At 69.4% G+C, this 24,383-nt stretch carries 23 protein-coding genes and 1 pseudogene; 20 read left to right on the top strand and 4 right to left on the bottom strand.

Going from position 1 to position 24,383, the window contains the following annotated elements:
* Window positions 1–92: 92 nt before the first annotated feature.
* Both KI385_RS10335 and KI385_RS10330 read right to left on the bottom strand, forming a co-directional pair.
* On the bottom strand, window positions 93–764 hold the full coding sequence (locus KI385_RS10335) for a response regulator (protein ID WP_128506725.1): 672 nt from the start codon (window positions 762–764) through the stop codon (window positions 93–95).
* A gap of 13 nt (window positions 765–777) precedes the next feature.
* The gene (locus KI385_RS10330; protein WP_238571889.1) at window positions 778–1,713 is read right to left on the bottom strand and encodes a RecB family exonuclease; all 936 of its coding nucleotides are present in this window, start codon (window positions 1,711–1,713) and stop codon (window positions 778–780) included.
* Window positions 1,714–1,889: 176 nt separating this feature from the next.
* Between KI385_RS10330 and KI385_RS10325 the strand changes: the two genes are divergently transcribed.
* The 3 genes from KI385_RS10325 to KI385_RS10315 all read left to right on the top strand — a co-directional run bounded on the left by KI385_RS10325 (window position 1,890) and on the right by KI385_RS10315 (window position 4,975).
* A complete protein-coding gene (locus tag KI385_RS10325; RefSeq protein WP_238571888.1) occupies window positions 1,890–3,149 on the top strand; it encodes a site-2 protease family protein in 1,260 nt (419 codons plus the stop codon).
* Between the two features lie 87 nt (window positions 3,150–3,236).
* Entirely contained in the window at window positions 3,237–4,163 is a 927-nt protein-coding gene (locus tag KI385_RS10320) for a tRNA (adenine-N1)-methyltransferase (RefSeq protein WP_238571887.1), read from the top strand.
* A gap of 236 nt (window positions 4,164–4,399) precedes the next feature.
* Complete coding sequence (locus KI385_RS10315; protein WP_238577646.1) at window positions 4,400–4,975, top strand: hypothetical protein; 576 nt, start codon at window positions 4,400–4,402, stop codon at window positions 4,973–4,975.
* A 47-nt stretch (window positions 4,976–5,022) separates the two neighbouring features.
* Here the strand turns inward: KI385_RS10315 and KI385_RS10310 are convergent, their stop codons facing one another.
* Window positions 5,023–5,316 (bottom strand): ferredoxin, encoded by a 294-nt coding sequence (locus tag KI385_RS10310; protein ID WP_128506715.1) that lies wholly within the window; start codon window positions 5,314–5,316, stop codon window positions 5,023–5,025.
* A 249-nt stretch (window positions 5,317–5,565) separates the two neighbouring features.
* On the opposite strand from KI385_RS10310, the gene arc reads away from it, so the two are divergent.
* The 6 genes and pseudogenes from arc (at window position 5,566) to prcA (ending at window position 11,610) form a co-directional block, all read left to right on the top strand.
* A complete protein-coding gene (gene arc, locus KI385_RS10305) occupies window positions 5,566–7,332 on the top strand; it encodes a proteasome ATPase (RefSeq protein ID WP_128506713.1) in 1,767 nt (588 codons plus the stop codon).
* 276 nt (window positions 7,333–7,608) lie between these two features.
* Window positions 7,609–9,120 (top strand): depupylase/deamidase Dop, encoded by a 1,512-nt coding sequence (gene dop / locus KI385_RS10300; protein WP_342593445.1) that lies wholly within the window; start codon window positions 7,609–7,611, stop codon window positions 9,118–9,120.
* 189 nt (window positions 9,121–9,309) lie between these two features.
* Window positions 9,310–9,528, top strand: coding sequence for a ubiquitin-like protein Pup (locus KI385_RS10295; RefSeq protein WP_006607619.1), 219 nt, complete (start codon window positions 9,310–9,312; stop codon window positions 9,526–9,528).
* A gap of 137 nt (window positions 9,529–9,665) precedes the next feature.
* Window positions 9,666–9,848 (top strand): annotated as a pseudogene (locus KI385_RS10290) (endonuclease domain-containing protein); the annotation flags it as partial.
* Entirely contained in the window at window positions 9,800–10,645 is an 846-nt protein-coding gene (prcB, locus tag KI385_RS10285; protein ID WP_238571886.1) for a proteasome subunit beta, read from the top strand. The pseudogene KI385_RS10290 and the gene prcB, both read left to right, overlap by 49 nt.
* A 92-nt stretch (window positions 10,646–10,737) precedes the next feature.
* A complete protein-coding gene (gene prcA / locus KI385_RS10280) occupies window positions 10,738–11,610 on the top strand; it encodes a proteasome subunit alpha (protein WP_238571885.1) in 873 nt (290 codons plus the stop codon).
* A 58-nt stretch (window positions 11,611–11,668) separates the two neighbouring features.
* Here the strand turns inward: prcA and KI385_RS10275 are convergent, their stop codons facing one another.
* Window positions 11,669–12,790, bottom strand: coding sequence for a LacI family DNA-binding transcriptional regulator (locus tag KI385_RS10275; protein ID WP_238571884.1), 1,122 nt, complete (start codon window positions 12,788–12,790; stop codon window positions 11,669–11,671).
* 121 nt (window positions 12,791–12,911) lie between these two features.
* Between KI385_RS10275 and KI385_RS10270 the strand changes: the two genes are divergently transcribed.
* The 11 genes from KI385_RS10270 (at window position 12,912) to KI385_RS10220 (ending at window position 24,350) form a co-directional block, all read left to right on the top strand.
* The gene (locus tag KI385_RS10270; protein ID WP_238571883.1) at window positions 12,912–14,171 is read left to right on the top strand and encodes an MFS transporter; all 1,260 of its coding nucleotides are present in this window, start codon (window positions 12,912–12,914) and stop codon (window positions 14,169–14,171) included.
* A 9-nt stretch (window positions 14,172–14,180) separates the two neighbouring features.
* The gene (gene pafA / locus KI385_RS10265) at window positions 14,181–15,542 is read left to right on the top strand and encodes a Pup--protein ligase (RefSeq protein WP_128506703.1); all 1,362 of its coding nucleotides are present in this window, start codon (window positions 14,181–14,183) and stop codon (window positions 15,540–15,542) included.
* A 134-nt stretch (window positions 15,543–15,676) separates the two neighbouring features.
* Window positions 15,677–16,666: an FKBP-type peptidyl-prolyl cis-trans isomerase gene (locus KI385_RS10260; protein WP_238571882.1), complete on the top strand. Its 990-nt coding sequence runs from the start codon at window positions 15,677–15,679 to the stop codon at window positions 16,664–16,666.
* A 69-nt stretch (window positions 16,667–16,735) separates the two neighbouring features.
* Window positions 16,736–17,110, top strand: coding sequence for an FKBP-type peptidyl-prolyl cis-trans isomerase (locus KI385_RS10255; RefSeq protein WP_128506698.1), 375 nt, complete (start codon window positions 16,736–16,738; stop codon window positions 17,108–17,110).
* Window positions 17,111–17,245: 135 nt separating this feature from the next.
* On the top strand, window positions 17,246–18,214 hold the full coding sequence (locus KI385_RS10250) for a helix-turn-helix transcriptional regulator (protein WP_238571881.1): 969 nt from the start codon (window positions 17,246–17,248) through the stop codon (window positions 18,212–18,214).
* 16 nt (window positions 18,215–18,230) lie between these two features.
* Window positions 18,231–19,181, top strand: coding sequence for a helix-turn-helix transcriptional regulator (locus KI385_RS10245; protein ID WP_238571880.1), 951 nt, complete (start codon window positions 18,231–18,233; stop codon window positions 19,179–19,181).
* A gap of 106 nt (window positions 19,182–19,287) precedes the next feature.
* The gene (locus KI385_RS10240; protein ID WP_238571879.1) at window positions 19,288–19,548 is read left to right on the top strand and encodes a hypothetical protein; all 261 of its coding nucleotides are present in this window, start codon (window positions 19,288–19,290) and stop codon (window positions 19,546–19,548) included.
* Between the two features lie 34 nt (window positions 19,549–19,582).
* Complete coding sequence (locus KI385_RS10235; RefSeq protein ID WP_128506690.1) at window positions 19,583–19,786, top strand: hypothetical protein; 204 nt, start codon at window positions 19,583–19,585, stop codon at window positions 19,784–19,786.
* Between the two features lie 221 nt (window positions 19,787–20,007).
* Entirely contained in the window at window positions 20,008–20,307 is a 300-nt protein-coding gene (gene tatA, locus KI385_RS10230) for a Sec-independent protein translocase subunit TatA (protein WP_128506688.1), read from the top strand.
* An 83-nt stretch (window positions 20,308–20,390) separates the two neighbouring features.
* A complete protein-coding gene (gene tatC, locus KI385_RS10225; RefSeq protein ID WP_238571878.1) occupies window positions 20,391–21,356 on the top strand; it encodes a twin-arginine translocase subunit TatC in 966 nt (321 codons plus the stop codon).
* Between the two features lie 177 nt (window positions 21,357–21,533).
* Window positions 21,534–24,350 carry a DEAD/DEAH box helicase gene (locus tag KI385_RS10220; RefSeq protein ID WP_238571877.1) on the top strand — a complete coding sequence of 939 codons (2,817 nt, stop codon included), beginning with the start codon at window positions 21,534–21,536 and terminating at the stop codon, window positions 24,348–24,350.
* The last annotated feature ends 33 nt before the right edge of the window (window positions 24,351–24,383 follow it).

Raw genomic sequence — 24,383 nt, 5'->3', positions numbered from 1 at the left:
GCTGAACACGACGGCGGGGCCGGCCCGGGGGATTCCCGGGCCGGCCCCGCCGTCGTCCGTCCACCGGGCGTCAAGGCCCGTTGCTCAGCCGCTCACTGGGCGCCGGGGCGCACCAGCCCGCTCTCGTACGCGTACACCGCCGCCTGCACCCGGTCGCGCAGCCCCAGCTTCGTCAGCACATGGCCCACATGGGTTTTGACGGTCGTTTCGCTCACGAACAGATCCGCGGCGATCTCCGCGTTCGACAGCCCGCGCGCCACCAGCTTCAGCACCTCCACCTCACGGTCCGTGAGGGTGTGCAGAGTGTCCGGTACCGGCTCCTCGCCCGACGGCAGATGCCCGGCGTACTTGTCCAGCAGCCGACGCGTGATGCTCGGCGCGAGCATCGCCTCGCCCGCCGCCACCACCCGGATCGCCTGCACCAGCTCATCGGCCGGCGCGTCCTTCAGCAGAAAGCCGCTGGCCCCGGCCCGCAGCGCCTCGACGACATACTCGTCCAGATCGAAGGTCGTCAGCACCAGCACCTTCGCCGGCCCGTCCTTCGCCGGACCGGTGATCTGCCGGGTCGCCTCGACGCCGTCCATCCGGGGCATCCGGATGTCCATCAGCACCACATCGGGCTGCAGCGCCCGCACCTGCTCCAGCGCCTGCAACCCATCACCGGCCTCTCCCACGACCGCCAGATCCTGCTCCGCCTCCAGAATCATCCGGAATCCCGTACGCAGCAGGGGCTGGTCGTCGACCAGCAGGACGCGGATGGCCACGAGCTCTCCTTTGTTAGACCTGCCCCATTCTGCCCTGCTGCTCCCCGCCCTCGTCCGCCGGGCGCACCTGCAGCGGATACACCGGGGGAGTACCGCCGAATTCCGGACAGTGCGCCTGGTGGTCGCACCAGCCGCACAGCTTGGTCGGCCGCGGCCGCCAGTCACCGGTCCTCGTCGCCAGCTGGATCGCCTCCCACAGCGCCAGCAACTTCCGCTCCACACCCCGCAGATCGGCCTCGCCCGGGTCGTACGTCAGCACATCGCCGCTGCCCAGATAGACCAGCTGCAGCCGCCGCGGCACCACACCGCGCAGCCGCCACATCACCAGCGCATAGAACTTCATCTGGAACAGCGCGCCCTCGGCGAACTGCGGCCGCGGCGCCTTGCCGGTCTTGTAGTCGACGATCCGCACCTCGCCCGTCGGCGCCACGTCCACCCGGTCGATGAACCCCCGCAGCCGCAGCCCGGAATCCAGCACCGTCTCCACATAGAGCTCACGCTCCGCCGGCTCCAGACGCGTCGGATCCTCCAGCGAGAACCACCGCTCCACCAGCGCCTCGGCCTCCGTCAACCACGTCGCCAGCCGCTCGCCCCCGGCGTCGTCGGCGAACAGCTCGGCGAGCTCCGGCCGCTCGGCGAGCAGCTTCTCCCACGCGCCCGGCACCATCGCCCGTGCCTCGGCCGGCGTACGCTCCGCCGCCGGAGCGTCGAAGAGCCGCTCCAGCACCGCATGCACGACCGTGCCGCGGGTCGCCGCCGCGCTCGGCTTCTCCGGCAGCTTGTCGATCACCCGGAAGCGGTACAGCAGCGGACACTGCATGAAATCGCCGGCCCGCGACGGCGACAGCGCCACCGGCGGCCGTGCCTGCTCACCGCCCTGCACCCCCGCCCCGGGCTCGCCCGGCCCGTCCTGCGCGGCCGCCTCGGCCTTTTCCGTGCTCCATCCCATGCACAAAACCCTACGGCCCGCCACTGACAAGCGCGGACGGGTCACCAGTAGTGAGGGCCCCGCGGCATATCGGGCCGATCCACTCCGCATACCATCGACGCCGGACCCCTTCGCCCTGCATGATCGAGATATACAGGCCGAGCAGGGGCGAAAGCCGTATTCGATGAGGGGACGCCGTGGACGACAGCGGGAAGCCGCAGGACCCCCAGGAGTCCGTGCGGCCCCAGCCGCCCGAGCCGCCCAAGGACCCCGACGGGCCCAAGGCGCCCACACCGGGCAAGAAGGGCAGCGGCGGCGGCATCCTGATGGGCCGTCCCTTCGGCGTACCCGTCTACGTCGCCCCCAGCTGGTTTCTCGTCGCGGCCCTGATCACCTGGGTCTTCGGCGGCCAACTGGAGCGCGTGCTGCCCGAGCTCGGCGCCGCCCGCTACCTCGTCTCGCTCTTCTTCGCCGTCGCCTTCTACGCCTCGGTGCTCGTGCACGAGCTGGCCCACACCGTCGCCGCGCTCCGCTTCAAGCTCCCCGTACGCCGCATCCAGCTGCAGTTCTTCGGCGGCGTCTCGGAGATCGAGAAGGAGACCGAGACCCCCGGCAGGGAGTTCATCCTCGCCTTCGTCGGCCCGCTGCTCTCCCTCGCCCTCGCCGGGGTCTTCTACGCCGGTATGCACATGGTCGAGCCCGGCACCGTCCCCGGAGTGCTGCTCGGCGGCCTGATGATCTCCAACCTGATCGTCGCGATCTTCAACCTGCTGCCCGGTCTGCCCCTGGACGGCGGCCGGATGCTGCGCGCCGTCGTCTGGAAGATCACCGGCAGGCCCATGACCGGCACCATCGCCGCCGCCTGGGTCGGCCGCGCGCTCGCCGTCACCGTCCTCATCGGCCTGCCGCTGCTCACCCACACCGGCGCCCTCGGCAACGCCCGCCCCGAGATCGGCGGCGCGGACTCGCTCACCGACGCCCTGCTCGCCGCGATCCTCGCCGCGATCATCTGGACCGGCGCCGGCAACAGCCTGCGCATGGCCCGGCTGCGCGAACGCCTCCCCGACCTCACGGCCCGCACCCTCACCCGGCGCGCCGTCCCCGTCGAGAGCGACACCCCGCTCTCCGAGGCGCTGCGCCGCGCCAACGACGCCGGCGCCCGCGCCCTGGTCGTCGTCGACCGCCAGGGCGGGCCCACCGCCCTCGTCCGCGAGGCCGCCATCGTCGGTGTCCCCGACCACCGCCGCCCCTGGGTCCCGGTCGGCACCCTCGCCCAGGACCTCAAGGACGGTATGCGGGTCTCCGCCGAACTGGCCGGCGAGGACCTCCTGGAATATCTGCGCGCCACCCCGGCCACCGAATACCTCGTCGTCGAGGAGACCGGTGAGATCTACGGCGTGCTGTCCACCGCCGATGTCGAGCGGGCCTTCGTCTCCGCCATGGCCCGCAAGGCCTGACCCCCCGGCACGGTCGGCGGCCGCCCCCGGCCCGCCGGCCACCGCCCACTGGTCCGCGCCGCCCCAACGGGCCGGTAGGCTGGTCACATGTCCGAACCGACCGGTGCCGCCCGCCGTCGCGGGCCCTTCAAGGTCGGGGACCAGGTCCAGCTCACCGACCCCAAGGGACGCCACTACACCTTCACGCTCGAAGAGGGAAAAAGCTTCCACACCCACAAGGGAGCCTTCCCCCACGACGAGCTGATCGGTGCTCCCGAGGGCAGTGTTGTCCGTACCACCGGGAACGTCGCCTACCTCGCGCTGCGCCCGCTGCTCCCCGACTATGTCCTGTCCATGCCCCGCGGTGCCGCCGTGGTCTACCCCAAGGACGCGGGGCAGATCCTGGCGATGGCCGACATCTTCCCCGGCGCCCGCGTCGTCGAGGCGGGTGTGGGCTCCGGCTCGCTCAGCAGCTTCCTGCTGCGCGCCATCGGCGACGACGGCATGCTGCACTCCTACGAGCGCCGTGCCGACTTCGCCGAGATCGCCACGCAGAACGTCGAGCGCTACTTCGGCGGCCCGCACCCCGCGTGGACGCTCACCGTCGGTGACCTCCAGGACAACCTGTCCGACACGGACGTCGACCGGGTCATCCTCGACATGCTGGCCCCCTGGGAGTGCCTGGACGCCGTCTCCAAGGCTCTGGTCCCCGGCGGCATCCTCTGCGCCTACGTCGCGACGACGACGCAGATGGCCCGCACCGTCGAGGCGATCCGCGAACACGGCACCTTCAACGAGCCGTCGGCCTGGGAGACCATGGTCCGCACCTGGCACGTCGAGGGCCTCGCCGTCCGCCCCGACCACCGCATGATCGGCCACACCGGCTTCCTGCTGACCGCCCGCCGGCTCGCGGACGGCGTCGAGCCCCCGCTGCGCCGCCGCCGGCCTGCAAAGGGCGCGTACGGCGAGGACTACACAGGACCGGGCAAGGACCAGACAGCGGCCGCCGACGGCGGCCCCGCCGAGCGCGGCTGACCCCCTTCGCCGAGCCGGAACGACCGGCCGGCAGCGGCCACCGAACCACCAGGCGCCGCCGACGAGTTCCCGTACGGGGAACCGCCGGCGGCGCCGCTTCGTTTCCCCCCGGGATCCGGCACGGAAAACCCCGGGAAACTCCGCTCCTGCTGGTTCCTTGGCGCTCTCTCCTGTGGAACGATGCTGGGCACTCCCACCGCCACAGCACTTCACAGGAGTTACCCCGCGTGCAGCCCATGGCAGGCCAGGACCTTTTGCACACCCAGCCGCGCCCCATGCACTGGCTCGCCACCGCCACCGCCCTCTCGGCGGTCGTCGCGGCCGCGTCCTTCGTCCAGCCCCCCGATGCCACCGCCACGACCTCCCACGACGTCAGGGTGGCCCATTCCTCCGTGGCTGCCCCCGACCCGGCCAAGGTGACCTTTCCGGTCGACTGCGGGCCCAACCGCCTCGACGTGGTGAAGAAGGTCTCCGGCGACCTCGACCACGACGGCACGACCGAGACCGTCGCGGTGGTCCGCTGCCACAGCGAGACCGGCACGCCGCCCAGCGGCGTCTACGTCCTGGCGCAGCCGACCGACCCCAAAGCCGCACCTCGGATCGTGGCGACGCTCCTGGCGCCCGCACAGCGGCTCAGCGTCCAGAACCTGGTGGTCAAGGACGGCGCGATCTCCGCGGCGCTCCTGGGCTACTCCACGCTCGACGTTCCGCGCTGCTGCCCGGACGTGCACAAGAGCGTCAAGTGGCAATGGCAGGACGGGAAGTTCGTCCAGAGTGAACTCCCCGCCGCCATGAGCACCGAGCGTGCGTGATTCATCACACGATGTGTCGGTAGCCGACGCGCTGTGCGTCCCGCCGACTACTCCGCGTCCGGCCCGTACACCTCGACGAGGTCGCTGACGCGGCGGACGTGGATGCAGTCCCCGGGGCACTCCTTGGCGGAGTCCCGCACGTCGGTGAGCAGCTTCAGCGGGACGGGCGTTGTGGCCCCCTTGTCCTGCAGCAGCTCGTCATCGGCGCTCTTCACATAAGCCAGCCCGTCGATGTCGAGCTCGAAGACCTCCGGCGCGTACTGCGCACAGATGCCGTCCCCGGTGCAGAGATCCTGGTCGATCCAGACTTCCAGCTCTGGGGCTTCGTCCTGCGCGGTCATCTCGCCTGCCGTTCCTGCGTACGTGAACCGTTTTTGTCTAAGTGGCGCCAGCCCTGACGGGTGTTGACCGACTCGACGATACAACCGCTCGCTTTCCGATGTTGTTGGGTGGGTATTCCCTTGGCGTGAGGACGTGCGCAAGGGTGAAGATCGGACACACCCCGACAGTCTTTTCGATCTAGGGGTTTCAACCTGCACCGGCCCAGGTAGGGTCAGGAAGCGTCCAGCTCCTTGGAGGAGGTGAGGACCGTGGCAGCCCACGACGACGACATCAACCGCGGCATCCGGCCGGGGCGAGGGTCTGAAGATCCCGCCGGCCAGGTTGCCTATCTCGAGCAGGAGATCGCCGTCCTGCGACGCAAGCTCGCCGACTCTCCGCGGCACACGAGGATTCTCGAAGAGCGGATCGTCGAGCTGCAGACCAACCTGGCCGGCGTCTCGGCACAGAACGAGCGTCTCGCCAATACTCTCCGCGAGGCCCGCGACCAGATCGTCGCGCTCAAAGAGGAGGTCGACCGGCTCGCGCAGCCGCCGGCCGGCTTCGGTGTCTTCCTGCAGACCAACGAGGACGGCACGGTCGACATTTTCACCGGAGGCAGAAAACTCCGGGTGAATGTCAGCCCGAGCGTGGAGACCGAGGACCTCAGGCGCGGCCAAGAGGTCATGCTCAATGAAGCGCTCAACGTGGTCGAAGCCATGAAGTTCGAGAGCGCCGGCGACATCGTCACCCTCAAGGAAATCCTTGAGGACGGCGAGCGCGCCCTGGTCATCGGGCACACCGACGAGGAACGGGTGGTGAGGCTCGCCGAGCCGCTGCTGGACATCACCATCCGCCCCGGCGACGCCCTGCTTCTCGAGCCCCGCTCCGGCTATGTCTACGAAGTCATCCCGAAGAGCGAGGTCGAGGAACTCGTCCTCGAAGAGGTCCCGGACATCGACTACACCAAGATCGGCGGTCTGGGCGGCCAGATCGAACTGATCCGGGACGCGGTCGAGCTTCCGTACCTCTACCCCGACCTCTTCAAGGAGCACGAACTCCGCCCGCCCAAGGGCGTCTTGCTCTACGGCCCGCCGGGCTGCGGCAAGACACTCATCGCCAAGGCGGTCGCCAACTCCCTTGCCAAAAAGGTCGCCGAGGTGACCGGGCAGCCCGCGGGGAAGAGCTTCTTCCTCAACATCAAGGGCCCCGAGCTGCTCAACAAGTACGTCGGTGAGACGGAGCGGCACATCCGGCTGGTCTTCCAGCGCGCCAGGGAAAAGGCGAGCGAGGGCACCCCCGTCATCGTCTTCTTCGACGAGATGGACTCCCTCTTCCGCACCCGGGGATCCGGCGTCAGCTCGGACGTGGAGAACACCATCGTCCCCCAGCTGCTCTCCGAGATCGACGGCGTCGAGGGCCTCGAGAACGTGATCGTGATCGGCGCCTCGAACCGCGAGGACATGATCGACCCGGCCATCCTGCGCCCCGGCCGTCTCGACGTGAAAATCAAGATCGAGCGCCCGGACGCGGAGGCCGCCAAGGACATCTTCTCGAAGTACCTCACGGAACGGCTCCCGCTGCACTCCGACGATCTCGCCGAACACGGCGAATCGCGCAAGGCCGCGGTCAGCGGAATGATCCAGTCGGTCGTCGAGCAGATGTATGCGGAATCCGAGGAGAATCGCTTCCTGGAGGTCACCTACGCCAATGGTGACAAGGAAGTCCTTTACTTCAAGGACTTCAACTCCGGTGCGATGATCGAAAACATTGTAGGACGAGCAAAGAAGATGGCCATCAAGGCCTTCCTCGAACACAATCAGAAGGGTCTGCGGGTCTCCCACCTCCTCCAGGCATGCGTGGACGAGTTCAAGGAGAACGAGGACCTGCCGAACACCACCAACCCGGACGACTGGGCCCGGATCTCCGGAAAGAAGGGCGAGCGGATCGTATACATCCGCACCCTCGTCACCGGAAAGCAGGGCGCGGACACCGGTCGCTCCATCGACACAGTGGCGAATACCGGCCAATACCTGTAACACCGCTCTCCGGCTGCGGATGTCCTGCACGGGGCGTCCGCAGCCGGACGCTTTTCCGGGGGCGGCTCGGCCGCCCCCATTAAGGGCGCGATGGACCAGGGAAAACCGGACTGGAGCAATGACTGTAATGATCTCCCCAGCGCCGCAAAGGCGTTCTAGGCTCTTCGGTACCGCTGCGTCACGCTGTGCGGGCGTGGGGCACGCGCACGGACCGGAAGCACAGCGGTACTTGAGCGCCGACCCCATCCGGGGGCGCCGCCGGGCAAGGAGGGCCGCATGACCGTACGGCGAGTAATGGGAATCGAGACGGAGTACGGGATCTCCGTCCCCGGCCACCCGAACGCCAATGCCATGCTCACCTCGTCCCAGGTAGTCAACGCCTACGCGGCCGCGATGCACCGGGCACGTCGTGCCCGCTGGGATTTCGAGGAGGAGAACCCGCTGCGGGACGCCCGCGGCTTCGATCTCTCGCGCGAAAATGCGGACGCCAGCCAGCTCACGGACGAGGACATCGGCCTGGCCAACGTGATCCTCACCAATGGCGCCAGGCTCTACGTCGACCACGCACACCCCGAGTACAGCGCCCCCGAGGTCACCAATCCGCGTGACGCGGTCCTGTGGGACAAGGCCGGCGAGCGGATCATGGCCGAGGCCGCCGAGCGGGCCGCCCAGGTACCCGGCGCCCAGCCCATCCATCTCTACAAGAACAACACCGACAACAAGGGCGCGTCCTACGGCACGCACGAGAACTACCTGATGAAGCGGGAGACCCCCTTCTCGGACATCGTGCGGCATCTGACACCGTTCTTCGTCTCCCGGCAGGTGGTCACCGGCGCCGGCCGGGTCGGTATCGGCCAGGACGGCCACGAGCACGGCTTCCAGCTCAGCCAGCGCGCCGACTACTTCGAGGTGGAGGTCGGCCTGGAGACGACGCTCAAGCGGCCGATCATCAACACCCGCGACGAACCGCACGCGGACGCGGAGAAGTACCGCCGGCTGCACGTGATCATCGGCGATGCGAACCTCTCCGAGATCTCGACCTACCTGAAGCTGGGCACCACCTCCCTGGTGCTCTCCATGATCGAGGACGGCTTCATCGCCGTCGACCTGGCCATCGACCAGCCCGTCCGCACCCTCCATCAGGTCTCGCACGACCCCACTCTGCAACGTCTGATCACGCTCCGCAGCGGCCGCACGCTCACCGCCGTACAGCTCCAAATGGAGTACTTCGAGCTGGCCCGCAAATACGTCGAGGACCGTTACGGAGCGGATGCGGACGAGCAGACCAAGGACGTCCTGACCAGGTGGGAGGACGTGCTGGGGCGGCTGGAGAACGACCCGATGAGCCTGTCGGGCGAGCTGGACTGGGTCGCCAAGCGCGAGCTCATGGAGGGCTACCGCCGCCGCGACGGCCTGGACTGGGACGCGGCGCGGCTGCACCTCATCGACCTGCAGTACGCCGACGTACGCCCCGAGAAGGGCCTGTACAACCGTCTGGCGGCCCGGGGCAAGATGAAGCGGCTCCTGGAGGAGCCCGACGTCGAGCGGGCCCAGCAGAAGCCTCCTGAGGACACCAGGGCGTACTTCCGCGGTCGCTGCCTGGAGCAGTACGCGGACGATGTCGCGGCCGCCTCATGGGATTCGGTCATCTTCGATCTGCCTGGTCGTGACTCCCTGCAACGGGTCCCCACGCTGGAGCCGCTGCGCGGAACCCGTAAGCACGTCAAGGAGCTCCTGGACCGCTGTCGTACCGCAGAGGAGCTGGTGAGGACGCTGTCCGGCCGCTGATCCACGGCAGGTGCACGACAGAATTCGCGGCGATCCACAGCCGATCGGCGGCTGAAATTGTCGCGGTGCGGGAATCATCGAGGTGACTCCCGGGCGTTGCAGCAAGTGCAGGGCCGATGTCGGACCCTGCTTGTAGGGTCGGATCTTGAAGGTCACATCGAGCGGGGCGAACCGAGCGGGGTGAGGGATATGGCGACCAAGGACAGCGGCGGCGGACAGGCGAAGGCCACGCGTTCCACCGAAGAGGTCGAGGAGCAGACGCAGGACGCGCAGGCCTCGGAAGACCTCAAGGAGCGCCAGGAGAAGTTGTCGGACGACGTGGATTCGGTGCTGGACGAAATCGACGACGTCCTCGAAGAGAACGCCGAGGATTTCGTGCGCTCATTTGTGCAAAAAGGCGGGCAGTAAGCACCAAAACGGGCATGCCCGTCTTCTGTGGCGGCCGAAGCGCTGTGCGCGGTGGGGAGAGGAATTGCCGCGCACGGCGTTCGGTCGGCCGCAAGGTAAGGGGCGGTGGCGGCCCGATCTGTTTCTCGCCGGGTCCCCGACATGTGGATCACGGCCGGGAGACGGGTAAGGTCCGAGGCGTACTGTGCTTCAGCTGCAACGCAGCCCTGGGTCAATTCAAGGATCGGCCGGACGTCTTGAGGCGGGCGGCCGCATATCCGGAAGGAAACGCGTGGAAGCCAACACTCGTAGCACCGGGCGTCTACCAGCTGCCTTCCTGACGCCTGGCTCCTCGTCGTTCATGGATTTCCTCGGCGAGCACTCGCCCGATCTACTGCCGGGCAACCGCCCGTTGCCGCCGGTGCAGGGCGCCATCGAGGCGCCGCACGGCACGACGATCGTCGCCGCGACGTTCCCCGGGGGCGTGGTGCTCGCCGGTGACCGGCGGGCGACGATGGGCAATGTCATTGCGCAGCGCGATATCGAGAAGGTTTTCCCGGCCGACGAGTATTCGGCGGTCGGCATCGCGGGGACGGCCGGTCTCGCGGTGGAGATGGTCAAGCTTTTCCAGCTGGAGCTGGAGCACTTCGAGAAGGTCGAGGGTGCCCAACTCTCCTTGGAGGGCAAGGCGAATCGTCTGTCGACGATGATTCGCAGCAACCTCGGGATGGCCATGCAGGGCCTGGCCGTGGTGCCGTTGTTCGCCGGCTTCGACCTCGACCGTGACAAGGGCCGCATCTTCTCGTACGACGTGACCGGCGGTCGTTCCGAGGAGCACGGCTTCGCGGCGACCGGTTCCGGCTCGGTCTTCGCGCGCAGCGCTCTGAAGAAGCTCTTCCAGGAGAACTTCACGGAGAATCAGGCCGCCACCGCCGTCGTCCAGGCGCTCTATGACGCCGCTGATGACGACTCGGCGACCGGTGGGCCCGATATGGCGCGGCGGATCTACCCGATCGTCACGGTGATCACCGAGGACGGCTACAGGAAGCTGACCGAGGCCGAGGTCTCGGAGATCGCCCGTGCCATTCATGAGCGCCGACTCGTGCAGCCCGACGGCCCGCGTGCCGCGCTGCTCTGACGGGACGGATGTTCCGCCATTGCTCCCCCGGCCACCGCTGGGGGTGCCCCACGCCAGTGAGAGAGCTTTTGACAGGAAGGGACGGATAGCCGGTGTCGACGCCGTTCTATGTCTCACCCCAGCAGGCCATGGCCGATCGCGCCGAGTACGCCCGTAAGGGCATCGCGCGCGGCCGCAGTGTCGTGGTGCTGCAGTACACCGACGGCGTGGTCTTCGTCGCCGAGAATCCCTCCCGCGCCCTGCACAAGGTCAGCGAGATCTATGACCGGATCGCCTTTGCGGCGGTCGGTAAATACAACGAGTTCGAGAATCTGCGGATCGGTGGCGTGCGCTATGCCGATCTGCGGGGTTACACCTACGACCGCGAGGACGTGACCGCGCGCGGCCTGGCGAATGTCTATGCTCAGACGCTCGGCACGATCTTCTCCAGCGCCGCGGAGAAGCCGTACGAGGTCGAGCTGATCGTCGCCGAGGTCGGCAATGCCCCGGAGGACGACCAGATCTACCGGCTGCCGCACGACGGTTCGATCGTCGACGAGCACGGCTCGGTGGCCGTCGGTGGCAATGCCGACCAGATCAGCAGCTATCTCGACCAGCGCCACCGCGACGGTATGACGCTGTCCGAGGCGCTGAAGCTGGCCGTGGAGTCGCTGTCGCGCGACAACAACGGTGGCGAGCGCACGCTGACCGCCGAGCAGCTGGAGGTCGCGACGCTGGACCGTACGCGGCCGCAGCAGCGCAAGTTCAAGCGGATCCTGGGCGGGCAGCTGTCCCGGCTGCTGGACGGGCACAGCGATGCGGGCGCCGAGGAGCCGGCGGCGGACGCGGAGGCGGGCGACGGCGCCGCGGAGACCGGGGCCTCGGACGAGGGCACGACCGCCAAGGAAGCCGGCGACAAGGGAACCAACGGCAAGGGCGCTGCCGGTAAGGACGACTCCGACGAGGAGTCGGGCCCCCTGCTCTGACATACCGCTTCCGACATACCGCTTCGGGCCGGATGCCCGTATCGCGCGCCCCGGTGGGTCACTGCCCGCCGGGGCGCGCGGCGTTGCCGGGGGCGTCGGGCGGCGGGGCGGTGGAGCCGCGGGTGACCAGTTCCACCGGCAGGGTCGTGGCCTCGGCCGGGCGGCCGTCGAGCGCTGCCATCAGGGCCCGCATCCCGGCCTCGCCGAACTCCTCGGCGGGCAGTCGTACGGTCGTCAGCTCCGGTTCGACGGCGACCGCCAGCGCCAGATCGTCGAATCCGGTGACGGAGATGTCCTCGGGGACCCGCAGGCCGAGACGGCGTACGGCCTTGCAGGCGCCCGCGGCGATGATGTCGTCGTCGCAGAGCAGCGCCGTGGGGCGGGGGCCGGGGCCGGTCAGGGCGGTATGCGCGGCGCGCAGCCCGGCGTCGACGCTCAGGGCGGCCGGCTGCCGGCGCAGCAGCGCGCCGGGGACGCCGTCGAGCGCCGCGGTGACGGCGTGGGCCCGTACGTCGAAGGTCCAGGAGTGCACATCGGCCGCGAGATGGGTGATGCGGCGATGGCCGAGGGCGATCAGATGGCCGGTCAACTCCCGTACACCGTCGGCGATATCGAGGTTGACGGTGGCGGTGGCCCAGTCGTCGTCCGGGTCGCTGTCCAGCATGACCAGGGGCAGGCCGGCGGCGCGCAGCGCGGTGAGCGCCTCGGCGGCCATGGAGGAGGCGATCACGCCGTCCAGGGTGGCCGCGGCGGAGTCGAAGGGGTCGCGGGCCGGGCCGATGCCCTCGGGGGAGGGGTAGAGGACCACCCCGAAGCCGTGGTCGGCGGCGATCCGGGCCGCGCCGGTGTAGACCCGGGCGAAGAATTCGGTGGTCAGGGCGGGGACCACGAGGAGCGCGGTGCGGGTGCGGCCCATCCGCAGGCTGCGGGCGGCGAGGTTGGGCCGGTAGCCCAGCTCACGGGCGGCGGCGCGGACGGCCTCGGCCTTGGCGGGGGAGACCCGGCCGCGCCATTTGTCGCCCAGGACGAGCGAGACGGCAGCCTGTGAGACCCCGGCGGCGCGGGCCACGTCCCGGCTGGTGGCGCGGGCGGCGGCCGGCCTACCAGGGTGCGCGGCGCCAGCCGCTCCGGTGGAGCCGGTGCTTGCACCGGGGGGTGTCGTGGCCTCGTTGTGGGTCACCGGGTGTTTCGCTCCTCGCGTTCGGCCGTTGCGGGGTGGACCGCGGGTTGCCGTCATGGTACGTATAACGACGAAGGTTATACGTAACACGTCCGGCCGGTCCGGACCGAAAGGGGCAAGGATGGCCGCGGGATATGCGGAGCTGCTCAGAACCCGGCACGCGGCCCGGCTGCTGGCGGGGACGCTGGTCGGCAGGCTGCCGAACGCCACCGCGCCGCTGGCCGTGGTCCTCTTCGTCCGCGCCGAGGGCGGCAGCTACGGGCTGGCCGGCGTGCTCGCCGCGGTCTACGGCGTCTGCAACGCCGTGGGCCAGCCGCTGCTCGGCCGGGCCGTGGACCTCCACGGCCAGCCGCGGGTGATGCTGCCCGCCTCGGTGCTCTCCGCCCTGGGGATGGCGCTGCTCGCCGCCGTCGGCCTGGATGTGCTCTGGCTCGCCTACGCCGCCATGGTGATCGCCGGCTTCTTCACCCCGCCCCTGGAGGGCGGACTGCGGGCACTGTGGCCCGGGGTCCTCAAGCGCGCGGACCGGGTGCACGCCGCCTACGCGCTGGACGCGGTCGCGCAGGAAGTCATGTTCGCGGTGGGGCCGTTGCTGGTGACGCTGTGCGTGGCGGCCTGGTCGGAGCGGGGCGCGCTGCTGGTGATCAACCTGATCGGGGTGCTCGGCGCGCTCTCCGTCGTCGTCTCCGAACCGTCCCGGCAGTGGCGCAGCGGACCGCGCGAGGCACACTGGCTGGGTGCGTTGCGCTCGGCCGGCCTGCTGGTGCTGCTCGGCGCGTTCTTCTTCGTGGGGCTGGCGCTGGGGTCGATAGCGGTCACGGCGGTGGCGTACGCCGATGAGCACGGCAGTGGGATGGTCTCCAGCTATCTGCTCTCCGCGCTCGGCGTCGGTGCGCTGGCCGGCGGCATCGTCTATGGCGCCCGTGAGTGGCCGGGGCGGCCGGAGAGCCGGCTGAGGCTGCTCATCGCTCTGCTGGCGCTGGGGTATCTGCCGCTGGCGCTGGCGCCCGGTGTGGCCGGGATGACGGCGCTGACCGGTGTCGCGGGTGTGTTCCTCGCACCGGCGCTGGCCTGCGCGTTCGTGGTCGTGGACCGGCACGCGCCCAAGGGCACGGTGACGGAGGCGTTTTCGTGGCTGGTGACGACCTTCGGCGTCGGATCGGCGGTGGGCGCCTCGGTGGTCGGTCCGGCGGTGGAGGGCGGCGGCGCGGCCGCGGGGTTTGCGGTGGCCGGTGCCGGTGGTCTCGCCGCGCTGCTCGTCCTTTTGTCGACGAAGCGATTTCTCGGGGATCCCGTGCAGCGTAAGGGCGATGCGGCCCCGGCGGAAAATGATCGAAACGGGGCTGTCGAACCCGGTTTCAGAGCAGGCCATCAGGCGTAATGTTCAGTCATGGACCGCCGCATTTTCGGGCTGGAGAACGAGTACGGCGTCACGTGCACGTTCAGGGGACAGCGCCGACTGTCGCCTGACGAAGTGGCGCGCTACCTCTTCCGCCGTGTCGTGTCATGGGGCCGCAGCAGCAATGTCTTCCTGCGGAACGGCGCCCGCCTGTACTTGGACGTGGGTTCGCACCCGGAATACGCAACTCCCGAGTGCGACAACGTGACCGAGCTGGTCACCCACGACAAGGCCGGTGAGCGCATTCTCGAAGGCCTGCTCGTCGACGCCGAGCGCCGCCTGCATGAGGAGGGAATCGCGGGCGACGTCTATCTCTTCAAGAACAACACCGATTCGGCGGGAAACTCCTACGGCTGCCACGAGAATTACCTCGTCGCCCGCCACGGCGAGTTCTCCCGGCTCGCGGACATCCTCATTCCGTTCCTCGTCACCCGCCAGCTGCTGTGCGGCGCGGGCAAGGTGCTGCAGACCCCGCGGGGCGCGGTCTACTGCGTCAGCCAGCGGGCGGAGCACATCTGGGAGGGCGTCTCCTCGGCGACGACCCGTTCCCGTCCGATCATCAACACCCGGGACGAGCCGCATGCGGACGCCGAGCGATACCGCCGGCTGCACGTCATCGTCGGTGACTCCAACATGTCCGAGACGACCATGATGCTCAAGGTCGGCGCCACCGATCTTGTGCTGCGCATGATCGAGGCGGGCACGGTCATGCGCGATCTGACGCTGGAGAACCCGATCCGGGCCATCCGCGAGGTCAGCCATGACATCACCGGCCAGCGCAAGGTGCGGCTGGCCAGCGGGCGCGAGGCATCGGCGCTCGAAGTCCAGCAGGAGTACTACGAAAAGGCCGTGGATTTCTGCGACCGCCGCGGAATCCGCACCGGCACCGTCGAGAAGGTCCTGGAACTGTGGGGCCGTACGCTCGAGGCGATCCGGGACGAGCAGCTCGACCGTATCTCCACCGAGATCGACTGGGTGATGAAACATCAGCTCATCGAGCGATACCGCACAAAGAACAACATCACCATGTCCCACCCGAGAGTGGCGCAGATAGACCTCGCGTATCACGACATCCACCGCCGCCGGGGGCTTTACTACCTCCTGGAGCGGAAGGGCCAAGCGGCGCGGATCTGCAATGACTTGAAGATCTTCGAGGGCAAGTCGGTGCCGCCGCAGACCACTCGGGCCAGGCTGCGCGGCGACTTCATTCGCCGGGCTCAGGAGCAGCGCCGCGATTTTACGGTCGACTGGGTGCACCTCAAGCTCAATGACCAGGCGCAGCGCACGGTCCTGTGCAAGGACCCGTTCCGTTCCGTGGACGACAGGGTGGAGAAGCTGATCGCCGGGATGTGACCCGCGGGGAATAGCAGTGTGCCGGGAGCGAGACACTCCCGGCACATTGCTGTGTTGCACCAGGAAACGTCGGACGGGTCAGGTCGTAGAGTGGCGGGCATTGCCCACCCACCCCACGAGCCCGAGTTGGACTGATGAACCTCACGAAGAACACCCGTCGCGCCGCGGCTGCTGCGCTGACCGTGCCCATCCTGCTGTTCACCGCCGCATGCGGGTCCGACGACGACAAGGGCTCGTCGGGCGAAGGCGTCGTCAAGGTCGAGGGCAAGGCAGGGGAGAAGCCCAAGATCACGGTGCCGAAGGGGGCCAAGCCCTCCGACACGGCCGTCACCAAGACCCTCATCAAGGGCGACGGCGCAACGGTCAAGAAGGGCGATCTGGTCCGGCTGGACTTCGCGGCGCAGACGATGAAGGGCCAGAACCTCGGCGGCAGCTGGACGCCGCAGCCCGGTACCAAGCCGGGGGCGCCGCGCACCCAGGTCGTCAGCGAGGTCACCGACCAGATGACGCAGCAGATGCTGCCGCCGAAGGTGATGTCCGCGGTGGCCGGGCAGAAGGTCGGCAGCCGCTTCGAGGTCGAGGGCACCGCCAAGGCGCTGATCGGCGAGGGCCTGAACCCGCAGTCCGGCATCAAGCCCGAGGACGGCCTGGTCTGGGTCGTGGATGTGGTCGGCGCCAAGAAGGTCGACAAGAAGGCGAAGGCCGAGGGCACGCAGGCGGCGCCGGAGAGCGGTATGCCCGAGGTGAAGGCCGTGGACGAGAAGGCCGCGCAGATCACCGTCCCCAAGGGCGAGAAGGCCCCCAAGGGCCTGGAGGAGCAGATCCTGATCAAGGGCAAGGGCCCCGAGGTGAAGGCCGGCGAAGGGTTGATCGCGCAGTACACCGGTGTGAAGTGGGAGGACGGCAAGAAGTTCGACTCGTCCTGGGACCACGGTGGCGCGACCGCGTTCCAGATCGGCACCGGGCAGGTCGTCCAGGGCTGGGACAAGGCCTTGGTCGGCAAGCACGTCGGTGACCGGGTCGAGATCGTGATCCCGCCGAAGCTGGCCTACGGCCCGAACCCGCAGCACGAGCTGGCCAAGAACACCCTGGTGTTCTCGGTCGACATCGTCGGCACGGTCTGACCTGCGGAGCCTGCAAGATCTGCCAGACTGGCCGGGTAATCGTAAAGATTCGTAAGTAGGAGCACATTCGTGAGCATCGACAAGCCCGAGATCGACTTTCCTGAGGGCCCGGCTCCCACCGAGCTCGAGATCGTGGACCTGAAGGAGGGCGACGGGCCGGTCGCCAAGGCGGGGGACTTCGTCAAGGTCCACTACGTCGGCGTCGCCTTCAGCACGGGCGAGGAGTTCGACGCCAGCTGGAACCGCGGCAACCCGCTGGAGTTCCAGCTGGGCGCCGGTCAGGTCATCGCCGGCTGGGACCAGGGCGTGCAGGGCATGAAGGTCGGCGGCCGCCGCCGGCTCACCATCCCCGCGCACCTCGCGTACGGCGACCGCGGCGCCGGCGGCGGCCGGATCGCCCCGGGCGAGACGCTGATCTTCGTCTGCGACCTGATCGCCGTCTGAGGCGACCGCGGGTCTCCCCCGGAGACCGCAGCTGATGTACGGGGCCCGTGCCGCGATGGCACGGGCCCTCGGCTTTGCCGCACGCACCCCGAGCGGTACGGTCAACGATCGGGAGTTCTACGAGAAAGGGCGTCGATGGCCATTGCCAAGGCCGAGCGGCTGATGAATCTGGCGCTGTGCCTGCTGGGGACGCGACGCCCGCTGACGAAACGCGAGCTCAGGTCGTCCATCGAGGCCTATATCGAGGCCAGCAGCGACGACTCCTTCAACCGCATGTTCGAGCGGGACAAGGACGATCTGCGCGAGCTCGGGCTGGTCATCGCGACCGTCGAGGGCATCGACGGCGACATCGGCTACCTCGCCCGCCGCGACAGCAACCGTCTCCCACCGATCACCCTGGACGCCGAGGAGGCCGCCGCCCTCGGGCTGGCCGCCAAGATCTGGCAGCAGGCGCGGCTGGCCGGCGCCGCCTCCGGCGCGCTGCAGAAGCTGCGCGCGGCCGGGATGCCGCTGGCCGCGGACGGCGCGGACTACGACGCCGGGCAGCCGCACAGCGCGCTCGAACCCCGCATCCCCGCCCACGAAGCCGCCTTCGAGCCGCTGATGCTGGCCTGCCGCGACCGCCGCCCGGTCGTCTTCGACTACCGCAAGTCCACTGCCGCCCACCCCGAGCAGCGGCAGGTCGAGCCATGGATCCTGGAGTGCTGGCGCGGCCACTGGTACGTCGCCGGCTGGGACCGCGACCGCAAGGCGGAGCGGGTCTTCCGGCTCTCCCGGATCACCGGCAAGGTCCGTTCCCGGCAAGGGAAGTTCACCGCGCCGGTGCCCGATCACGTCACCGTCCGCGAGACCGTGGAGAGCTGGGCGGGGGAGACCGCCACCGGCACCGCGAGGATCAAGCTCCGTGCCGAGCACGGCTATCCGCTGCGGGCCCGTGCGCTCACCGTCCGCGACCTGGGCGACGGCTGGGACGAGCTGGAGATCCCCAACGGTCACGGACTCGACGCCTGGCTCGTGGAGTTCGGGCCGGACGTGGTCGTACTGGAACCCGCGGAACTGCGTGCCGATGTCATCGACCGGCTGCGCGCCGTGGCCAAGGGCTGAGAGGGATACGAGACCCATGGCGACGAACGCGATCGACCAGACCCGCCGGATGCTGTCCCTGGTGACCTATCTGCGCGAGCGCCCCGGCGCCCGCGTCGGCGACGTCGCCCGCGCCTTCGGCATCACTGAGGACGAGCTGATCGCCGACCTCGACGTACTGCCGATGTGCGGTACGAGCTTCCGCGGCGGCGACCTGCTGGACATCGACACCGACGGCGACCGCATCTGGTGGCACAACCCCGACGATGTCGCCGAGCCGCTGCGGCTGGCCGCCGACGAGGCCACCGCCCTGCTGGTGGCGGCCCGCGCGGTGGCCACCCTGCCCGGTCTGCGCGAGGGCGACCGGCAGGCGCTGCTGCGCGCCACCGCCAAGCTGGAGGCGGCGGCCGGTGAGGCGGCCGGCGCCAGCTCCCGGCTCTCGGTGACCTTCGAGTCCGAGGGCGGGGTGTTCGCCGACGTGGACCGCGCCATCGCCGAGCGGCGCCGGCTGTGGCTGCGCTACTACTCGCCGGCCCGCGACGAGCTGACCGAGCGCGAGGTCGACCCCATCCGGCTCTTCGCCGTCGGCCACACCTATATGGAGGCGTGGTGCCGGCTCTCCGAGGCTCGGCGCACCTTCCGGCTCGACCGGGTCGCCGAAATCAAGCTGCTGGACGCGCCCGCCGACCCGCCGCCGGTCGAACTGCGTGATCTGTCGGAGGGCCTGGTGCAGCCCGCGGCCGAGGATCCCGAGGTCTCGATCGAGGTCGGACCCGGCGGCCGCTGGGTCGCCGAGTACTACCCGCACGACAGCGCCGAGGAACTCCCCGACGGCGGACTGCGCATCACCCTGCGCACCCCCGACCCGGCCTCGCTGCGGCGGCTGGCGCTGCGCCTGGGCCGGGACGGCCGGATCGTGGCGCCGCAGGCGCTCGCGGACAGTGCGCGGGAGGCCGCCGACCAGGCACTCGCGGCATACGGGGAGTAGGCCCGGAGCATCGGGCAGCACGCGGGGCGTCCCGTTCTCCGTAGGGAGCGGGACGCCCGTCGACCGCAGGGGGAAGACCGTACCGAGAAGGAGGAGGCAGCGAAGGATGACGACCACGATGGCGACCACCACCCTGGCGGGCATGAGCGCGCCGGTGCTCTTCAAGGCGGCCTGCCCGGACTGCCGGGGCCGCTTCGAACTGGCCTCGGACGCCTTCCGGCTGGCGATCGGAGCCAGCAGCCGCACCACCTTCTACTCCTTCACCTGCCCCGACTGCCGCCGCGCGGTGCGCAAGCCGGCCGGCGAGCGGATCATCGAGCTGCTCACCGGCGGCGGGGTCCGCACGCTGCGGCTGCACACAGGCTGATCGGGCCGTCCCGGCCGACCGATAGGCTCGTCCCATGCTCTGGCCCATGATCGCAATCGCCCTCGGCTTCGTCGGGATCGCCGTGCTCGGCGTCCTCGCCGTCCGCGTCTTCGTCGAAGTGCGGCGGCTGGCCCGTCAGGTCGGTGCGACATCGGAGCGGATCCAGCGGGCCGCCGAGGATCTTGAGCGGGCCGCGACGCCGCTCGCCTCCCGGATGCACGAGGTCGGCAGGGACTGAGTTGTCGCCGGGCGACTGCGGCACTCTGCGCTCGCGGCGGGCCGAGAGGTACGCTGCATCCGCGGTTCAGACAGCGCGGCGGTCGGGGCAATCGGGAGTATGCAAGGGGATTGCCCGGCGTTCACCACCGAACGTTACGATCGAGTTAGCACCAGGACGCCAGTCCGACCCCATCGGCAGGCACCACAGACGACGCCGCCCCGGCGAGAAGGTAGTCGCACATGCTCAGCAACCTGAGGGCCCCCGAGATCATTCTGATTCTCGTCGTCATCGTGCTGCTGTTCGGAGCGAAGAAGCTCCCGGACATGGCGCGTTCGCTCGGCAAGTCCGCTCGTATCCTCAAGAGCGAGGCCAAGGCGATGAAGAAGGACGGCGACGCGGAAGGCGGTGCCGCGGGCACGACGTCCGAGGCTCCCTCCGACGCCGCTGCCCAGCAGGCCCCTCGTACGATTCAGGCGGCTCCCGGTGATGTGAGCAGCTCGCGCCCCGTGGCCGAGCAGAAGAGCACCCACCAGAGCTGACCCGAACCGATCCAGTCGCACCGGCCCGGTCGATTCGCACCGGCCCGGTCGGCAACGGCTGCTGCACGAGACGAGGAAGTGGGTTGCTCAAGTCTGCCCGCAAGCAGGAGAAGGACCCCGAGGGGCGGATGCCGCTCGCGGCGCATCTGCGTGAGCTGCGCAACCGGCTGCTGAAGTCGGTGCTGGCGATCGGTGTGGTCACCATCATCGCGATGTGGCAGTACCCGGCGATCGCCCACTTCATCACGGGTCCGGTGATCGACGCGGTCGGCTGCCCCAAGGGCACTGCCGCGGCCGGTCCGCGCACTCATCCGTGCGCCGAGATCACCGCGAACGGTCTGCTCGCACCGTTCACGATCATGCTCAAGCTCTCCCTCACCACCGGCATGGTCCTTGCCAGCCCGGTGTGGCTCTACCAGCTCTGGGCCTTCCTCGCGCCGGGTCTGCACAAGCACGAGAAGAAGTACGCGCTGAGCTTCGTCGGGGCCGGCGCGCCGCTCTTCCTCGCCGGTGCCTATCTCGCGTACGCGGTGCTGCCGACCACCGCGGGTGCGCTGGTCGGGCTGACGCCCAGTGAATGGGCCAACCTCTTCCCGGCCGATGAGTTCCTCGACATCGTCACGCGCATGGTGCTGGTGTTCGGTGTCGCCTTCGAGCTGCCGCTGCTGCTGGTGCTGCTCAACTTCGGCGGGGTGCTCACCGGCGGCCGGATCATGAGCTGGTGGCGGTTCATGGTGCTGGGCATCACGGTCTTCGCGGCGCTGGCCACGCCGACCGGTGACCCGCTGACCATGGGCCTGCTGGCCGCGCCGATCGTGGTGCTGTACTTCGGTGCCGCCGGGATCTGTCTGTTCAACGACCGGCGCCGCAAGCTCGGCAATCCGGATGCGGGGCTGAGTGACGACGAGGCTTCCGTGCTCGATCTGACGCCGGGCGAGGTCGGGGAGATCGAGCCGGTCGCGTCCGGGCGGATGCTGCCGGAGCAGGCGAGCGGTGATCCGTCGGATGGGGCGTCGCACCGGCGTGGTGGGTTCGACGACGTGACGTGATGGCTCGTGACCCGGTGTGACGTGTGGTGAACGACGTTGCTGACGGCCCCTGTGCTCGGTGAGCCGGGGGCCGTTCGGCTTGTCGCGGTGGCCGGGCCGGGCGCGCGCGGTGCTCGGTAAAGGCCCCGCATAAAGATCGGGTCGTTGTCAGAGGTGGCCGGTAGGCTCGTAAGCACGATGACCGAGGACATGTCCCCTGCTGAGCGCTATGCCGCCGCCAAGCTCCGGGCGGCCGAGCAGGCCACCGCACTCGCCCCTTTCCGAGAGATGTACGACTTCGATCTGGATCCGTTCCAGGTCGAGGCGTGCAAGGCCCTGGAGGCCGGGAAGGGCGTGCTGGTCGCGGCTCCCACCGGATCCGGTAAGACGATCGTGGGCGAATTCGCCGTCCACCTGGCCCTGGAACAGGGCCGCAAATGCTTCTACACCACACCCATCAAGGCGCTGTCCAACCAGAAGTACCAGGATCTGGCCAAGCGTTACGGTGCCGACAAGGTCGGCCTGCTGACCGGTGACAACAGCGTCAACTCCGAGGCGCCGGTGATCGTGATGACCACCGAAGTGCTGCGGAACATGCTGTATTCGGGCTCGCAGTCGCTGGTCGGGCTCGGCCATGTGGTGATGGACGAGGTGCATTACCTCTCCGACCGCTTCCGTGGGGCTGTTTGGGAAGAGGTGATCATCCACCTTCCCGAATCGGTGACGCTGGTGTCACTGTCGGCCACGGTCTCCAACGCCGAGGAGTTCGGCGACTGGCTGGACACGGTCCGCGGTGACACCGCCGTGATCGTTGCCGAGCACCGCCCCGTGCCGCTGTGGCAGCACGTGCTCGCGGGCCGTCGGATATACGACCTCTTCGAGGAGCGGGACGGGCAGAGCGGCGGCCGCCGTGAGGTCAACCCCGACCTGGAGCGGCTGGCCCGGATGGAGAACAGCCGGCCGACGTTCGGCCGGGACAAGCGCCGGGGCCGCAATATGCGCGAGGCGGACCGCGAGCGCGAGCGGCGGCAGCGGGCCCGGATCTGGACACCGAGCCGGCCCGAGGTCATCGACCGCCTCGACAACGAAGGCCTGCTGCCCGCGATCACCTTCATCTTCAGCCGCGCCGGCTGCGAGGCCGCCGTTCAGCAGTGCCTGGCTTCGGGTCTGCGGCTCAACGACCAGGAGGGCCGCGAACAGGTCCGTCGCATAGTCGAGGCGCGGACGGCCGGTATCCCGGACGACGACCTCCAGGTGCTGGGCTACTTCGAGTGGCTGGAGGGCCTGGAGCGGGGCATCGCGGCGCACCACGCCGGGATGCTGCCGACCTTCAAGGAGGTCGTCGAGGAGCTGTTCGTCAAGGGTCTGGTCAAGGCCGTCTTCGCCACCGAGACGCTGGCGCTGGGCATCAACATGCCCGCGCGGTCGGTGGTGTTGGAAAAGCTCGTCAAGTGGAACGGCGAACAGCACGCCGACATCACCCCGGGCGAGTACACCCAGCTCACCGGCCGGGCCGGGCGCCGCGGTATCGACGTCGAGGGCCACGCCGTGGTGCTGTGGCAGCGGGGGATGAATCCGGGCGCGCTGGCCGGCCTCGCGGGGACCCGTACGTATCCGCTGCGGTCGTCCTTCAAGCCGTCGTACAACATGGCGGTCAACCTCGTCTCGCAGTTCGGCAGGCACCGTTCGCGGGAGCTGCTGGAGATGTCCTTCGCGCAGTTCCAGGCCGACAAGTCGGTGGTCGGCATCTCGCGTCAGGTGCAGAAGAACGAGGAGGGGCTGGAGGGCTACCGCGGCTCGATGACCTGCCATCTCGGCGATTTCGAGGAGTACTCCCGGCTGCGGCGGGAGTTGAAGGAGCGGGAGACGGAGCTGGCCAAGCAGGGCGCGGCGCAGCGGCGGGTGGCGGCCGCGGCGGCGCTGGAGAAGCTGAAGCCCGGCGATGTCATCCATGTGCCGACCGGCAAGTACGCGGGCCTTGCGCTGGTCCTCGACCCGGGCATGCCCTCGGGACGGACCAACGGCCATCGCGGCTTCGATGCCCAGGACGGCCCCCGGCCGCTGGTGCTGACCGCCGAGCGGCAGGTCAAGCGGCTGGCCTCGATGGACTTCCCGGTGCCGGTCGAGGCGCTGGACCGGATGCGGATCCCCAAGTCGTTCAACGCCCGCAGCCCGCAGTCGCGCCGCGATCTGGCCTCCGCGCTGCGGACGAAGGCCGGCCACATCGTGCCGTCGCGGCATCGCAAGCCCCGCTCGGAGGCGGCCGACGACCGCGAGATCGCCCGGCTGCGTACGGCGATCCGTGCGCATCCCTGCCATGGCTGTGCCGAGCGGGAGGACCACGCCCGCTGGGCGGAGCGCTATCACCGACTGGCCCGTGACACCCGGCAGTTGGAGCGCAGGATCGAGGGACGGACGAACACCATCGCCCGTACCTTCGACCGGATCTGCGCGCTGCTGACCGAGCTGGACTACCTCGAGGGCGACACGGTCACCGACGAGGGCCGCCGGCTGGCCCGGCTCTACGGCGAGCTGGATCTGCTGGCGAGCGAGTGCCTGCGCGACGGCGTCTGGGAGGGGCTCGGCCCGGCGGAGCTGGCGGCCTGTGCCTCGGCGCTGGTGTACGAGGCGCGGCAGGCGGACGACGCGGTGGCGCCCAAGCTGCCGGCCGGCAAGGCCCGGGACGCGCTGGGGGAGATGGTCCGTATCTGGGGGCGGCTGGACGCCCTGGAGGAGGACCACAAGATCAACCAGGCGGAGGGCGTCGGCCAGCGCGAGCCGGACCTCGGCTTCGCCTGGGCCGCGTACCGCTGGGCGTCCGGTTTCGGCCTCGACGAGGTGCTACGCGAGGCGGAGATGCCCGCCGGCGACTTCGTCCGCTGGTGCAAGCAGCTGGTCGACATCCTCGGCCAGATCGCGGCGGCGGCCCCGCCCGGCGGCTCGGTGGCGCGTACGGCCCGCCGGGCCATGGACGGTGTGCTGCGCGGCGTGGTGGCGTACTCGTCGGTGGGCTGAGCGGTACGGGCCCGGCCCGGGCAGTGACGGCGG

The organism is Streptomyces inhibens, from assembly GCF_022221585.1.
Classification (GTDB): domain Bacteria; phylum Actinomycetota; class Actinomycetes; order Streptomycetales; family Streptomycetaceae; genus Streptomyces; species Streptomyces inhibens.
Note: the sequence above shows the minus strand (reverse complement) of the source record. Positions and strands in the feature narration are given on the sequence as shown.

What these genes read in the sequence shown, in the direction of transcription:
- KI385_RS10330 (WP_238571889.1), bottom strand. Translation starts at nt 1,713, where the DNA reads ATGGGATGGAGCACGGAAAAGGCCGAGGCGGCCGCGCAGGACGGGCCG.
- KI385_RS10320 (WP_238571887.1), top strand. Translation starts at nt 3,237, where the DNA reads ATGTCCGAACCGACCGGTGCCGCCCGCCGTCGCGGGCCCTTCAAGGTC.
- KI385_RS10315 (WP_238577646.1), top strand. Translation starts at nt 4,400, where the DNA reads ATGGCAGGCCAGGACCTTTTGCACACCCAGCCGCGCCCCATGCACTGG.
- KI385_RS10310 (WP_128506715.1), bottom strand. Translation starts at nt 5,316, where the DNA reads ATGACCGCGCAGGACGAAGCCCCAGAGCTGGAAGTCTGGATCGACCAG.
- dop (WP_342593445.1), top strand. Translation starts at nt 7,609, where the DNA reads ATGACCGTACGGCGAGTAATGGGAATCGAGACGGAGTACGGGATCTCC.
- KI385_RS10295 (WP_006607619.1), top strand. Translation starts at nt 9,310, where the DNA reads ATGGCGACCAAGGACAGCGGCGGCGGACAGGCGAAGGCCACGCGTTCC.
- KI385_RS10270 (WP_238571883.1), top strand. Translation starts at nt 12,912, where the DNA reads ATGGCCGCGGGATATGCGGAGCTGCTCAGAACCCGGCACGCGGCCCGG.
- pafA (WP_128506703.1), top strand. Translation starts at nt 14,181, where the DNA reads ATGGACCGCCGCATTTTCGGGCTGGAGAACGAGTACGGCGTCACGTGC.
- KI385_RS10260 (WP_238571882.1), top strand. Translation starts at nt 15,677, where the DNA reads ATGAACCTCACGAAGAACACCCGTCGCGCCGCGGCTGCTGCGCTGACC.
- KI385_RS10250 (WP_238571881.1), top strand. Translation starts at nt 17,246, where the DNA reads ATGGCCATTGCCAAGGCCGAGCGGCTGATGAATCTGGCGCTGTGCCTG.
- KI385_RS10245 (WP_238571880.1), top strand. Translation starts at nt 18,231, where the DNA reads ATGGCGACGAACGCGATCGACCAGACCCGCCGGATGCTGTCCCTGGTG.
- KI385_RS10240 (WP_238571879.1), top strand. Translation starts at nt 19,288, where the DNA reads ATGACGACCACGATGGCGACCACCACCCTGGCGGGCATGAGCGCGCCG.
- KI385_RS10235 (WP_128506690.1), top strand. Translation starts at nt 19,583, where the DNA reads ATGCTCTGGCCCATGATCGCAATCGCCCTCGGCTTCGTCGGGATCGCC.
- tatA (WP_128506688.1), top strand. Translation starts at nt 20,008, where the DNA reads ATGCTCAGCAACCTGAGGGCCCCCGAGATCATTCTGATTCTCGTCGTC.
- KI385_RS10220 (WP_238571877.1), top strand. Translation starts at nt 21,534, where the DNA reads ATGACCGAGGACATGTCCCCTGCTGAGCGCTATGCCGCCGCCAAGCTC.